The sequence below is a fragment of the Actinoplanes rectilineatus genome (assembly GCF_000962825.1).
In the GTDB taxonomy this organism is placed as follows: domain Bacteria; phylum Actinomycetota; class Actinomycetes; order Mycobacteriales; family Micromonosporaceae; genus Actinoplanes; species Actinoplanes rectilineatus.
The window spans coordinates 97,100-110,324 of record NZ_JZKF01000003.1; the positions used below are offsets into that span (position 1 = coordinate 97,100).

Sequence of the window (13,225 nt, forward strand, 5' to 3'; positions counted from 1 at the left end):
TGCGATGAACCACATCGACAGCGATGCCCGCCGCCCCGAGTCGGGACGACGGGCATCAGCCGCAGAGAATCCGCAGGTCAGCTCTTGGTGATCTTGGCGGAGACGCTCTTCCACTTGCTGGCGTTGTCGGCGCGGTCCCAGGACCGGGCGGAGGCCCAGATCTGGCCCTTCTTCAGACCCGACGGCAGCTTGTACGACCACTTGCCGCTCTTGACCGGAACCACGACGGCACCGCAGTACGCCTCGTAGTCGTAGTCGTCATAGATCCGCTTGAACTTCTTGGTGCTGCTGTTCAGGCAGTAGTACGCACCACCGGTGGTCACGAACTGCACGTCGATCGACACCCAGACGGCACCGGAGGCCTTGTCGGAGGCGGTCCCGGTGAGGGTCTTCCAGGACTTGAGCCGGTTGGCGCTGGACGGCTTCTTGACCGTGACGGCCGGCTTGACGCCGTCCTTCAGGATGTTGATCGAGCCAGCCTTGATCAGCGAGGACCGGCCGTTCGCGTTGGCGAACGAGACCTTGACGTCCTTCTTGCCGGTGAGCTTCGCGTTCCCGTACTTGCCGTTCTTGTACAGGATGTAGCCGTTCACCGTCTGCTTCTTGACCGAGGACAGCTTGTCCTCGGTGCCGTCGCCCCAGTTGATGTAGATGCCCTTGGTGCCGGCCGGAATCGCGCCGATCTTCACACCGAAGAGCTGACCCTGGTAGGCCTTCGTCTTGGTCAGCGACAGCTTGCCCTGCGGGGTGACGACCTTGACCGTCTTGGCGGGCGTGGTCAGGGTGTTGCCGGCCTTGTCGGTCAGCGTCTCGTACACCTTGAAGGTGCCGTTCTTGGTGTACACCTTGTTCCAGGTGGTCGAGGCGGCGCCGAGCGTGCTGCTCGTGCCGTCACCCCAGTAGACCTTCCGCACGATCTGCGAGTCCGGCGACACGGTGTCGGCGAAGTCGGTCAGCTTCTGCGTGAACACGGTCTTCTGACCGATCCACAGCGACGTGACGCTGAGCTTGAACGCGCCACCGGTCGGCTTGGCCTTGTCCGGCGCGGGCGTCGGCGACGACGACGGCGAAGCGCTGGGCGTGGTCGGCGCCGGGGTGGGCGACGACGACGTCTCGCTCGGCTCGGGCAACGGCGACTGCGACGACTCACTCGGCTCGGCCGACGGCGACTCCGACGCGCCGGTCGGGTCCGCCGACGGCGACTCCGACTCGTCCACGGTCAGAACGGTCGTCGAAAGCGGCCCTGCTGCCAGAGCCGGAGCCGTGTAGACCGCACCGCCCGCAACCAGCGCACCGCTGACGACTGCCGTCAGCATGGAGCGCGAAAGTCCTGTCTTCAAAGGAACTCCTCCGAGGGGGGTTGATCCACACGAAGGACGGGCAATCGTCGCTCCACATCCGTAGCGACGAAACGCCCACGTACCCCCGTGATCAATCGAGACGGTACCGACGTTCGTCGAACTCTTCAATCCGATTTGGAGGTGCCGGAAGTGGAATGCGTCACAGAAAAGCCCGCCGACGCTTCAAGCGTCGGCGGGCTCTCCGGTGTGGAGCGTCGGATCAGGAGGTCTCGCCCAGGCGGGCCAGCTCCTCCTCCACCACCGACGGGTCGAGCTTGCGGAACACCGGCGTCGGCGCGCTCAGCGGCGTGCCCGCCACCAGCGGCACCGACTCCCAGCGGGTGCCGACCGTGTAGTCACCGGTGAGAACGGGGTACGACGGGCCGCCGTCGAGGTCGTCGACCTCCTCGATCCGCGGCATCGGCGCGTGCACGCCCTCGCCGCCGAGCAGCGCGAACACCTTCTGCGCGGAGTGCGGCAGGAACGGGGTGAGCAACGTGTTCGCGTCGCTGACCACCTGCAGCGCGACGTGCAGGATCGTCCCCTGGCGGGGCTTGTCCTCGTCGGACTTCAGTTTCCACGGGGCCTGCTCGGACAGGTATTTGTTGGCCTCGGCGACCACCCGCATCGCCTCACCGATCGCGGCCTTCTGCCGGTGTTTGCCGATCAGCTCGCCGACCGTGTCGAACCCGGCCCTGGCGACCGCGAGCAGCGCCTGGTCCTCGGCGGTGAGCTCGCCCGGGGTGGGGATGACGCCGAAGTTCTTCGCCGCCATCGAGACCGACCGGTTGACCAGGTTGCCCCAGCCGGCCACCAGCTCGTCGTTGTTGCGCCGGACGAACTCGGCCCAGGTGAAGTCGGTGTCGTTGGACTCCGGCCCGGCCGCCGCGATGAAGTAGCGCAGGGCGTCGGCGTCGTAGCGCTCCAGGAAGTCGCGCACGTAGATGACCACCCGGCGGGACGAGGAGAACTTCCTGCCCTCCATCGTCAGGTACTCACTGGAGACCACCTCGGTCGGCAGGTTGAGCTTGCCGTAACCGCCGGCCTGGCCGCCCTTGTCGCCCTCACCGGAGTAGCCCAGCAGCAGCGCCGGCCAGATCACCGAGTGGAAGACGATGTTGTCCTTGCCCATGAAGTAGTAGCCACGGGCGTCCTTGCCCTGCGCATCGGCCGACCACCACTGCCGCCAGGCCTCCGGGTCGCCGGTGCGGCGGGCCCACTCGATCGAGGCGGACAGGTAACCGATGACCGCGTCGAACCAGACGTAGATGCGCTTGTCGGCGCGGTCGCGCCAGCCGTCGAGCGGGATCGGCACACCCCACTCGAGGTCGCGGGTGATCGCCCGGGGCTGCAGGTCGTCGAGCAGGTTGCGGGAGAACTTGAGGACGTTGGGCCGCCAGTTCTCCCGCTGGTCGAGCCAGCCGCCGATGGCCTCGGCGAAGGCCGGCAGGTCGAGGAAGAAGTGCTCGGTCTCGACGAACTTCGGCGTCTCGCCGTTGATCCGGGAGCGCGGGTTGACCAGCTGCTCCGGGTCGAGCTGGTTGCCGCAGTTGTCGCACTGGTCGCCGCGGGCGCCGTCGTAGCCGCAGATCGGGCAGGTGCCCTCGATGTAGCGGTCCGGCAGGGTGCGGCCGGTGGACGGCGAGATCGCGCCGAGCGTGGTGCGGGCGACGATGTAGCCGTTGGTGTGCAGCCCCTCGAACAGCTCCTGCACCACCGCGTAGTGGTTGCGGGTAGTGGTCCGGGTGAACAGGTCGTACGACAGGCCGAGCCCGTGCAGATCCTCGACGATCACCCGGTTGTAGCGGTCGGCGAGCTCGCGCGGGGTCACGCCGTCGGCGTCCGCCTGCACCTGGATCGGGGTGCCGTGCTCGTCGGTGCCGGACACCATGAGCACGTCATGGCCGGCCATCCGCATGTACCGGCTGAAAACGTCGGATGGCACTCCGAAGCCGGAAACATGACCGATGTGGCGCGGGCCGTTGGCGTAGGGCCAGGCGACCGCGGCGAGAACGTGACTCATGGTTCCTAAGCGTAATGACCGCCCCGGCGACACCGCGAACGGATAACCACCCCCGGCATCGCCGCGCCGATTTGTCCCGACACGCCCGATTAGTGACGTGATCACCGGTGCCCCGCGTCGTTAGATGAACGAGTGACCGGAGAAGCTCCACAGCCAGGGGAAACGCCCAGCAGTCAGGGTGACCCGTGGGCCAGCCCCGAACCGGACACCACCTGGTGGCGGGTGGAGACCGACCGGGAGCCCGCGCCGCCACCGACATCGCCGGTGCCACCGGCGCAGGCGGCCCCGCCGGCCGAACCCGTGACCCGGACCGCACCACCGGACGACGAGCGCCTGGCCACCACGGGCGAGATGTTGATCTTCGAAACCGACGGTACGGGTGCTCACGGCGTACCCCGGAAGGAGCGTGAGCGACCCACCGTGGCCCTCACCGCGCACCGCCCACCCGGCGTCCCCGGAGTGACGCCCCTGCCCGAGGTGAACGGATCGCCGGAGGTGACCGCCCGGCTGGAACGGATGGAACACTCGCCGTTCTGGCTCAGCGAGGAGGAACGCGCCGTCATCGAGGCGCGGACCCCGGACCCGGCCCCCGGACGCCGGCGCCGCCCACCGGCGCACAACCCGGTCGCCTCGCTGCTCGCCCTGATCACTCTCAGCCTGGTCGCGGCGTTCTTCGGCTGGGTCAGCGCGGAACCGTTCTGGCTCGCCGTCGGACACGGCGACCGCGGGTACGCCACCACCCTCGCCTGCCGCGGTGACGGCATCACCCAGCACTGCACCGGCCGGTTCTCCACCGCCGACGGCCGGCTCGCGGTCCCCAGCGTGACCCTGCTCGGCGTCGACGCGCAGAGCCGGGCACCGGGCTCCGTCTCGCCGGCCCGGATGGTCAGCGCGGGCAGCACGCAGGCCTACGCCGCGCCGGCCGGCCCCACCATGCACCTGCGCTGGGCGCTCGGGTTCGTGCTGGTGCTGATCTGCGGGTACGGCATCGCCGAGGCGACCGGGACCCGGCGGCTGGACTCGCCGAGCACCCGGCGGCGGGTCGTGGTGGCCTGTTTCGCCGGTCCTCTGCTGCTGCTCGCCGGTTTCCTGGTCGCCGCCTACTAGACCGGGGTGTGCACGATCGTGTAGACCTCGCGTTTGCGCAGGCCGTAGTCGTCGGCGACGGCCTGGATCGCGTCCCGTCGTGAGGCGCCCGCCGCCTCCCGCCGGGCCACCTCCTCGCGCAGTTCGCCGTCGTCCGGCCGGACCGCCGGGCCGGCCGGCGCGCCCGCCACCACCAGGGTGATCTCGCCGCGCACCTCGCCGGTCCCGGCCCACTCGGCCAGTTCGGCGGCGCCGCCGCGGCGGATCTCCTCGTAGGTCTTGGTCAGTTCCCGGCAGACCGCGGCCGGCCGGTCCGCGCCGAAGATCGCCGCCAGGTCGGTCATGGTGCCGGCGATCCGGTGCGGCGCCTCGAAGAAGACGAGCGTGCGCGGCTCGGCCGCGAGCTCGCGCAGCCGGGTCCGGCGGTTCGATCCGGACCGCGGCAGGAAGCCCTCGAAGACGAACCGGTCGCTGGGCAGGCCGGAGAGTGCCAGGGCGGTGGTCACCGCGCTGGGCCCGGGCGCCGCGGTCACCGGGTAGCCGGCGTCGAGCGCGGCACGCACCAGACGGTAACCGGGATCGGAGACGCTGGGCATGCCTCCGTCGGTGACGACCGCGACCACCGCGCCGGACGCGAGCGCCTCGACGAGCTCCGGGGTCCGCCGTTCGTCGTTGCCCTCGAAATACGAGACCACCCGCCCGCGTACGGTCACGCCGAGGTCCCGGGCCAGCCGGGCGAGGCGCCTGGTGTCCTCGGCGGCGATCACGTCCGCCGAGGTCAGGACGTCCCGTAGCCTGGCGGAGGCATCACCGACATTGCCCAGCGGGGCTCCGGCGAGGACGACCCGGCCACCGGTGTTCTGTTCATCTGGCACCGGAAAAGTGCATCACATCGCTGGACGCGGCGACGGCGGGCATCGTCTTCCAGCCGCGCGGCCTACGATCGCGGGGTGACAACGGCGGCGACAGCGCAGAGTGACATCACCACCCCGGACTCCTCCGCCGTGGCGGAGTCGTCCACGGGCGTGCGTGCCGTGCCCGAGTTCGTCCGGCGTCGGCTGTCGACGCTGGACCGGCGTTTCGATCCCTATTCCTGGCTGGTCACGGCGGTCATCGTGGTGGTCGCCGGGATCCTGCGGTTCGCCGGGGTCGGTGACGTCAAGGGGCACATCTTCGACGAGGTGTACTACCCCACCGACGCCTGGGACATGCTGCAGCACGGTGTGGAGTGGGACGAGAAGACGAACGGCCCGGCCTATGTGGTGCATCCGCCGCTCGGCAAGTGGCTGATCGCGATCGGCGAGCAGATCTTCGGCAACAACGAGCTGGGCTGGCGGTTCTCCACCGCGGTCGCCGGCACGGTGATGGTGCTGGTGCTGATCCGCGTCGCCTACCGGATGTTCCGGTCGATCGTGCTCGCCGCCACGGCCGGGCTGCTGATGGCCCTGGACGGCTTCCAGATGGTGCTGTCCCGCACCTCGCTGCTGGACATCTTCCTCGGCCTGTTCATCCTGCTGGCCTTCGCCGCCATGGTCCTCGACCGCGACCACTACCGGCGGGCCTGGCAGCGGGCGCTCGCGGACGGGTACGACCCGGAGACCACCCCCACCGTGCCGCGCATCGTGCCGTGGTGGCTGCTGGTGTCCGGCGTGATGTTCGGCCTGGCCTGCGGGGTCAAGTGGAGTGCGCTGTTCTTCGCGCCGTTCTTCGCCGCCCTGGTGATCGCCTGGCGGGTGCAGGCGCGGCGGTCCGCGGGCGTCCGTGGACCGTTCCTGGCCGGCATCGTGGGCGACCTGGGCTGGCTGCTGCTGAGCTTCGTGCTGACGGTGCTGTTCTACCTGGCCTCGTGGACCGGCTGGTTCGTCACCGACACCGGCTACTTCCGGCACTACCGGGCGGACAACGACCTGAGTGAGCCGCCGGTGATCGGCGCCCTGCTCAACCTGATCCACTACCACTCCGAGGCGTACAACTTCCACAGCGGCCTGACCGAGAAGCACACCTACCAGTCGTGGCCGTGGCAGTGGCTGCTGCTCGGGCGGCCGGTGGCGTTCTACTGGAGCGGCAGCGGCAACTGTGGAGCCTCCAACTGCGCGGCGGAGATCCTGCTGCTGGGCACGCCCATCCTGTGGTGGTCGTTCCTGCCCGCGCTGGCCGCCCTGGTGTGGTTCGGTGTCGCCCGGCGGGACTGGCGGGCGTACGCCATCCTCACCGGCGCGGTGGCCGGCCTGCTGCCGTGGTTCTACTTCGCGATCAAGGACGGGCGGACGATGTTCGCGTTCTACGCCCTGCCCGCGCTGCCGTTCCTGATCCTGGCCGTCGTCTATGTCCTCGGCGCGATCATGACTCCACCGAGTGGCATGGCGGCCGGGGCGGCGCGGACCGATCGGCAGCTGATCGGCACGGTGGTGGCGGTGACCTATGTCGTCCTGGTCGCGCTCTGTTTCGCCTACTTCTACCCGGTTTTTGTGGGCACGCTCATGCCGTACGACGATTGGTCGGTGCGGATGTGGCTCGGCAGCCGCTGGATCTGATCCGGGCCGCTCGCGACAGCTCCTGACAATAGGCAACGCCCCGATCGCCTGCCACGGGGGAAGCGGGCGATTGGGGCGTGCAAGAAGGAGCTTAACGAGGTCCGATGGTGCGCACAACGGGTGCCATCACGAGATTCCCGTGTTGCTGCCACCATGGAAGAGATTCGGACATTATTCTCTTATCTCTCTAATGTTACTTATGCCCTCATGAGCGAGTCTCGCCTCCACGGTCGGAATGGCGACAGCAAATCGCTGGAGATTCCCGCGTAACGTCTTTGTGCCGCACCTGACGCCCCAGCTCAGCGAAATCCTGGGGGTTGCGGCACACATCCGAGGCCACCGGGCCAAACGTCGGCACTCCCCATTTCGTCCCATTTCGGGGGATCGGTCAGCCATCACCCATGTGGGTGATGCGTACCAAGATCGCCGATAAATGTTCTTATGGTTGCCGCGTGACTTCGCAGGAACCCAAAACTTCGCAAAACGCCGACCTACACGCTCCTGACACGGAAGTGATCACCGTGTCGGCGCCCGCCCCGGTGTTCGTGGACACCACCGGGCGACGCAGCCGGTTGCTGAGGCGCCTCGCGTTGGCCTTCGGTGTCCTCGTCGTCGCCTACGGCGGCCTGCTCAGCGTCAGCCTGGCCGGCGGCCCGGTGCGGTCCAGCGCCGTGCTGCCGCTGCCCGGACTCGAGGACGACGAGGAGAAGGCCGAGGCCACCCCGCCGGCCGCCAAGCCCACCCCGTCCGCCGAGCCGGTACCGCCGAGCGCGCCGACGACCCGCAAGTACGTCGCCGAATCGATCCAACGGCGAGACGACACCCCGCGGCGGAGCACCTCGCCGTCGCCCAGCCCGAGCGCCAAGCCGTCGAAGGCCACCCCCAAGCCGACGATCACCAAGATCCCGGAGAGCACCAGCACCCGGACGGAGTCGACGCCCCAGCCGTCCGCCACCGGTTCGCCCGCTCCCACGACCGGCGAGGTCTCCCCCGCACCGGCCGAGAAGGCCATCGGCCTGCCCCCGCTCGGCGGCTCGGCGGCGGAGAACGCCGATGTGCTGGAGAGCTCGATCCCGCCGACGGGGGATACGGCATGACCGCTGTAGACCCGGGCACCCCTCGCCGCCGCCGGGCCCGCGGCCGCAGCCGCCGCCGCATCCTCCCGGCCCCCCGGGTGATGCTCGGAACCCTCGTCGTCGGCTTCTTCGTGGCCGTGCTGGTCGTGCAGGCGTACATCAACGCCGAGTTCACCAACGACCACGTGGAGACCGAGGTGGGCGACCAGGCCGGCGTCCCGAAGACGATCCTCGGCGGCGGGCCGATCATCAACACCACCGGCGGGCAGGAGAGCACCAGCCGGATGCCGGAACGCACGATCGCGCTCACCTTCGACGACGGGCCGGACCCGGTGTGGACCGAGCGGGTCCTCAAGGTGCTGAGCGACAACGACGCACACGGCACCTTCTTCGTGGTCGGCTCGCAGGTCGCCCGGCACCCGGAGATCACCAAGAAGATCGTGGACGGCGGCAACGAGCTGGGCCTGCACACCTTCACCCATCCGAACATGCAGCGGCTCGCCCCGTGGCGGCGGGAACTCGAGCTGTCCCAGACCCAGGTGGCGATCGCCCGTGCCACCGGCGTACGCACCAACCTGGCCCGGTTCCCCTACTCCTCCAAGAACGCCGCGATCGACGAGGTGAACTGGAAGATCGTCAAGGAGGCCGGCGACCAGGGCTACCTGGTCGTGGTCAACGACCTGGACAGCAACGACTGGCAGCGCCCCGGCGTCGACAAGATCGTCAAGGACGCCACCCCGGCCGACGGCGGTTCCGCGATCATCCTGTTCCACGACGCCGGCGGCGACCGGTCGCAGACTCTGGCCGCGCTGGCCCGCTTCATCCCGGAGATGAAGGCCCGCGGCTACCGGTTCACCACCGTCACCGAAGGCCTCAACCTGGGCATCGACCAGGCGGCAGCCGCCGCGGCCGGGCGCACCGAGAGCACCGAGGCGATCTCCCCGCTGCCCCTCAACGCGGCGGCACCCTCGAGCGACGTGTGGCGCGGCCTGGCGGTGATCTGGACGGTCGGCCTGGCGGACGGCCTGGTCCTGCTGATCGCCGCCCTCTTCGTGATCGTCGGCGCGCTGACCGTCGGACGGACCGCCCTGTTGCTGGTACTGGCGACCGGGCACGCCCGGAAACGACGAAAGCCCGGCTGGAAGTGGGGGCCACCGGTCAGCGAACCGGTGTCGGTGATCGTTCCGGCGTACAACGAGAAGGAGGGCATCGAGGCGGCCGTCCGCTCGCTGGCCGGCGGCGACTACCCCGAGATCGAGGTGGTGGTGGTCGACGACGGATCCACCGACGGCACCGCCGACCTGGTGGAACGGATGCGCCTGCCGAACGTCCGGGTGGTCCGCGTCCCCAACGGCGGCAAACCGAACGCGCTGAACACCGGCGTCGCCCTGGCCCGGCACGACCTGATCGTGATGGTCGACGGCGACACCGTCTTCGAGGAGGACTCGATCCGGCGGCTGGTCCAGCCGTTCGCCGACCCGTCGGTCGGCGCGGTCGCCGGCAACGTGAAGGTCGGCAACCGGGACAGCATGGTCGCCACCTGGCAGCACATCGAATACGTGATCGGCTTCAACCTGGACCGCCGGCTGTACGAGATCCTCAACTGCATGCCCACCGTGCCGGGGGCGATCGGCGCGTTCCGCCGGGAGGCGCTGGCCCAGGTCGGCGGGGTCAGCGACGAGACCCTGGCCGAGGACACCGACGTCACCATGGCGATGTGCCGGGCCGGCTGGCGGGTGGTCTACGAGGAGAACGCCAAGGCGTGGACCGAGGCCCCGGCGACCCTGGAACAGCTGTACCGCCAGCGGTACCGGTGGAGCTACGGGACCATGCAGGCGATGTGGAAGCACCGCCGGGCACTGCTCGACTCCGGGCCGTCCGGCCGGTTCGGGCGGGTGGGCCTGCCGTTCCTGGCCCTGTTCGGGGTGGCCCTGCCGATGCTCGCGCCGGTCGTCGACATCATGCTGGTCTACGGCCTGGTCTTCTGGGAACTGTCCGAGACCGCCACGGCCTGGCTGGCGATGCTGGCCCTGCAGATGTTCACCGCCGCCGTCGCGTTCCGTTTCGACCGCGAGTCGATGAAGCCGCTGCTACGCCTGCCCCTGCAGCAGTTCGCCTACCGGCAGCTGATGTACCTGGTGCTGATGCAGTCGGCGACGACCGCCCTGACCGGCGGCCGGCTGCGCTGGCACAAACTCAACCGGGCCGGCCTGACCCCACGGACCCCGACCCCCGAGGCACCCCTGCCCGGCGGCAGCGTCGCGCCCGTGGTGGACACCTGGCCGCCGGTGCAGCCGGAGATGCCGCTGCCGCGTACCCCGATGGGTCGTGCCGTGGCCCCGCCGGCGGTGCCGGTACAGGGCGGATGGAGCGAGCACCGCCCCGATGACCTGCCGTCCGCCGGCTCGCCCCCGGCGAACGGTTCCGGCCCGGTCCGCGCCGGGTGACGAGGGTCTGCCGCTCCCGGTCGCACTGCAGCCGGGCGGGAGCGGCAGACCCTCCCTGCTCAGGCCAGGGCGAGATCCCGGATCAGCGTGTCCGGATCGATCATCTCGGCGTACGGGAACACCACGTGCAGCGACGTCCCGTCCCCCGGCCGGTCGGAGAGGGCCACCGTGGCGTGGTGCGCGTCCAGGATCCGCTTGGCGACCGCCAGCCCCCGGTCCGGCCCGGGAATGTCGGCCGGGTTCGCGATCGCCCCGTAGTACAGGTGCGGGAACAGGTCGGGCCGCATCCCGTCCGGCAGGTCCATGTCGTCGAGGCGGACGGTCGGCCCGGACTCCATCTCGGTACCCACCCGCACCCGGCCGCCCTCCGGCGTGTACTTCACCGCCGCGAACAACAGGTGGGTGAGTACCTGCTCGAGGCGTACCGGATCCGCGATGATCGGCAGCGACGGCCCGCCGGCCTGGTTGAGGATCCAGATGTGCTTGCTGGCCGCGATCGGCCGGACCGCCTCGACCGCCCGCTGGGTGACCCGGGTCAGATCGCACTGCCGCATGTGCAGGCTGTCCCCGCCCATCCCGGCGTCGGCCATCGTCGTCAGGTGGTCGATCAGCTCGCGGAACCCGCGCACGTGCGCCGCACTGGCCCGCCCGACCAGTTCCGCCAGGTCGCGGTCGTGGACCCCGGTGGTGCCGAGCCGGTCCAGGTACGCCGTCAGCAAGCGCAGCGAGGCCCGGAGCTCCCCGCCGACCAGTCCCGCCAGGTCGTCCTTGCGGCGCTCCAGCTCCTGCAGCCGGGCCGTGGTGTTGGCCAGGGCGAACGCGTACCGGCGCAGCTCCAGCTGGGCGGTCACCTGCCGGGCCAGTGCCCGCAGCGCCTGCTGCTGTTCCACGTCGAGCGTCCGGGGACGGGTGTCCAGCACGCAGAGCGTGCCGAGCGCGTAACCGTCGGTGGTCATCAGTGGGGCGCCGGCGTAGAACCGCAGACCGCCGCTCGTGGTCACCGCCGGGTTGTCGGCGAACCGGGCGTCCTGCTGTGTGTCCGGCACCATCAGGAGGTCCCGGCTGAGGATCGCGTGGGCGCAGAACGACACGTTTCGGGGGCTCTCCGCGATCTCCGCGCCGGTCCGGGCCTTGGCCCACTGCCGGTCGGCGTCGACCAGGCTGACCATGGATATCGGCACGTCACACACGCTGGCGGCCAGTGCGACGATGTCGTCGAAGTCCTTCTCCGGCGGGCTGTCGAGGATGTCGAGCGAGTAGAGCGCGGCCAGCCGCTCGATCTCGTTGTCGGGCAGTGGTGCTTTCATGGGGCGTCACCTCCGAGACTTGCTCCAGAGATACCACCAAAAAGTAGCCATTTTCATGTTTTGCCCGAGCAGTGGGCCGGGCGGGCCGTGTCCATGCCACCGTGTGACGTACCAGGCGCAACGCGGAACGGATGAGCGAGCGGTCGTATGCTTCCCGCCCATGAGCACCGACCAGTTCTCCTGCGGCACCTGCGGCGCCCTGCACGAGGGACCGCCGCTCAGCTTCGCCGCACCGGCGCCGGACTACTGGCGCCCGGAGATGGCGGACGACCCCGCCTGCCTGCTGGACGCCGATCTCTGTGTCGTCTCCGGAGAGCACTTCTACGTCCGCGGTCTGATCGAACTGCCCATCTGGGAGACCGGCGACGTCTTCACGTACAGCATGTGGGTCTCCCTGAGCAGGGACAACTTCACCCGCGCGGTGGACGTCTGGGAGCAGCCCGGCCGCGAGACCGAGCCGCCGTACTTCGGCTGGCTCTCCAACGAGATCGCCGGCTACGAGCCCTCCACGCTGAACCTGCGGACCAACATCCACACCCGTCCGGTGGGCCAGCTCCCCTACATCGAGCTCGAACCCACCGGCCACCCGCTCTCCCTCGAGCAACACGCCGGCCTGACGATGGCCCGCGTCCAGGAGATCGCCGCCTTCCACCTCCACCGGCTGGAAGACCTCTAGATCAACCCCACACGGGGGTACGCCTACCGTCAGTCCCGTGGCCACCCAGCCCGGTCAGCAGGCGTGGGCGAGACGAGTGGCCGCCAGCTGGTTGAGCGACACGTTCTGCTCCGCGGCCTCGATGGCCAGCGCCCGATGCACCTCAGCCGGGACGCGAACCATGAACTTGCCGGAGAAGACACGCTCCCCCATCGGCACCGGAACAGTCTCGGCGTTCGCCTGCATGTCGGCGATCACCTCGGTGGCCAGGTCCTGGATGCCCTCGAACGCCTCACGCCTGGTGGGCGCGAGCCACGACAGCGACGGCAGCTCAGCAACGGTGCCGACATACTCGTCATCCTCAGCGGACCAGCGGACACGGTAGCTGTAGTGCTCTGCTGGGTTGGTCACGGCATGTCCTCCAACTTCTTGATCGCGGCCAGAACCTGCCTCACCTGATAAGCCTTGGCCTTCCCGTGATCATCCTGGATATTGACCCGAGGATCACCCGGCCAGGGCGTCCGAAATACTCGGTGAGAACCGCCAGTGCCTGGCCGCGCCGCCCCGAAGAAGCTCTCGCAGACCTTCCGCAGGTCGCTGAACGGGCTGTTCGCCGGATTGCTCCGCATCTCAGCAAGAATCTTATCGACGCTGACCACCATCACATAGTATCGCATGTGATACTAGATGTTCTCGCCGAACAGTCCTCGAGACTCATCCGCTTCGCACCCCTCAAACACGACAGACCGTCGAAGCA

At 69.2% G+C, this 13,225-nt stretch carries 11 protein-coding genes; 5 read left to right on the plus strand and 6 right to left on the minus strand.

Translation table 11 applies throughout. The features are described 5' to 3' along the window. Positions 1-77 precede the first annotated feature (77 nt). Both WH85_RS02900 and metG read right to left on the minus strand, forming a co-directional pair. Positions 78-1,316, minus strand: coding sequence for a PKD domain-containing protein (locus WH85_RS02900; protein WP_157410706.1), 1,239 nt, complete (start codon positions 1,314-1,316; stop codon positions 78-80). A gap of 244 nt (positions 1,317-1,560) precedes the next feature. Further along, complete coding sequence (gene metG, locus WH85_RS02910) at positions 1,561-3,363, minus strand: methionine--tRNA ligase (protein WP_045740073.1); 1,803 nt, start codon at positions 3,361-3,363, stop codon at positions 1,561-1,563. 132 nt (positions 3,364-3,495) lie between these two features. Here metG and WH85_RS02915 point away from each other — a divergent pair, with 132 nt between their 5' ends. After that, entirely contained in the window at positions 3,496-4,470 is a 975-nt protein-coding gene (locus WH85_RS02915; protein ID WP_157410707.1) for a hypothetical protein, read from the plus strand. Here WH85_RS02915 and rsmI read toward each other — a convergent pair. Then, positions 4,467-5,324, minus strand: coding sequence for a 16S rRNA (cytidine(1402)-2'-O)-methyltransferase (gene rsmI, locus WH85_RS02920; RefSeq protein ID WP_045740074.1), 858 nt, complete (start codon positions 5,322-5,324; stop codon positions 4,467-4,469). The two genes, WH85_RS02915 and rsmI, sit on opposite strands and share 4 nt — an antisense overlap. A 75-nt stretch (positions 5,325-5,399) precedes the next feature. On the opposite strand from rsmI, the gene WH85_RS02925 reads away from it, so the two are divergent. The 3 genes from WH85_RS02925 (at position 5,400) to WH85_RS02935 (ending at position 10,506) form a co-directional block, all read left to right on the plus strand. Beyond that, positions 5,400-6,983 (plus strand): dolichyl-phosphate-mannose--protein mannosyltransferase, encoded by a 1,584-nt coding sequence (locus WH85_RS02925; protein WP_045740075.1) that lies wholly within the window; start codon positions 5,400-5,402, stop codon positions 6,981-6,983. Between the two features lie 521 nt (positions 6,984-7,504). Beyond that, the gene (locus WH85_RS02930; RefSeq protein ID WP_157410708.1) at positions 7,505-8,080 is read left to right on the plus strand and encodes a hypothetical protein; all 576 of its coding nucleotides are present in this window, start codon (positions 7,505-7,507) and stop codon (positions 8,078-8,080) included. Beyond that, positions 8,077-10,506 carry a bifunctional polysaccharide deacetylase/glycosyltransferase family 2 protein gene (locus WH85_RS02935; protein WP_045740077.1) on the plus strand — a complete coding sequence of 810 codons (2,430 nt, stop codon included), beginning with the start codon at positions 8,077-8,079 and terminating at the stop codon, positions 10,504-10,506. Before WH85_RS02930 ends, WH85_RS02935 begins: the two co-directional genes overlap by 4 nt. A 59-nt stretch (positions 10,507-10,565) precedes the next feature. Here WH85_RS02935 and WH85_RS02940 read toward each other — a convergent pair whose 3' ends face one another. After that, on the minus strand, positions 10,566-11,813 hold the full coding sequence (locus WH85_RS02940) for a GAF domain-containing sensor histidine kinase (RefSeq protein ID WP_045740078.1): 1,248 nt from the start codon (positions 11,811-11,813) through the stop codon (positions 10,566-10,568). A 160-nt stretch (positions 11,814-11,973) separates the two neighbouring features. Here WH85_RS02940 and WH85_RS02945 point away from each other — a divergent pair, with 160 nt between their 5' ends. Then, entirely contained in the window at positions 11,974-12,489 is a 516-nt protein-coding gene (locus WH85_RS02945) for a DUF2199 domain-containing protein (RefSeq protein WP_045740079.1), read from the plus strand. Between the two features lie 54 nt (positions 12,490-12,543). On the opposite strand, the gene WH85_RS02950 is transcribed toward WH85_RS02945, so the two are convergent. Then, a complete protein-coding gene (locus WH85_RS02950) occupies positions 12,544-12,879 on the minus strand; it encodes a type II toxin-antitoxin system HicB family antitoxin (protein ID WP_045740080.1) in 336 nt (111 codons plus the stop codon). Further along, complete coding sequence (locus WH85_RS02955) at positions 12,876-13,145, minus strand: toxin HicA (protein WP_245673794.1); 270 nt, start codon at positions 13,143-13,145, stop codon at positions 12,876-12,878. The genes WH85_RS02950 and WH85_RS02955 overlap by 4 nt, the downstream gene beginning before the upstream one ends. Positions 13,146-13,225: the final 80 nt, after the last annotated feature.

What these genes read in the sequence shown, in the direction of transcription:
- WH85_RS02935 (WP_045740077.1), top strand. Translation starts at nt 8,077, where the DNA reads ATGACCGCTGTAGACCCGGGCACCCCTCGCCGCCGCCGGGCCCGCGGC.
- WH85_RS02945 (WP_045740079.1), top strand. Translation starts at nt 11,974, where the DNA reads ATGAGCACCGACCAGTTCTCCTGCGGCACCTGCGGCGCCCTGCACGAG.
- metG (WP_045740073.1), bottom strand. Translation starts at nt 3,363, where the DNA reads ATGAGTCACGTTCTCGCCGCGGTCGCCTGGCCCTACGCCAACGGCCCG.
- WH85_RS02900 (WP_157410706.1), bottom strand. Translation starts at nt 1,316, where the DNA reads ATGCTGACGGCAGTCGTCAGCGGTGCGCTGGTTGCGGGCGGTGCGGTC.
- WH85_RS02955 (WP_245673794.1), bottom strand. Translation starts at nt 13,145, where the DNA reads ATGCGATACTATGTGATGGTGGTCAGCGTCGATAAGATTCTTGCTGAG.
- WH85_RS02940 (WP_045740078.1), bottom strand. Translation starts at nt 11,813, where the DNA reads ATGAAAGCACCACTGCCCGACAACGAGATCGAGCGGCTGGCCGCGCTC.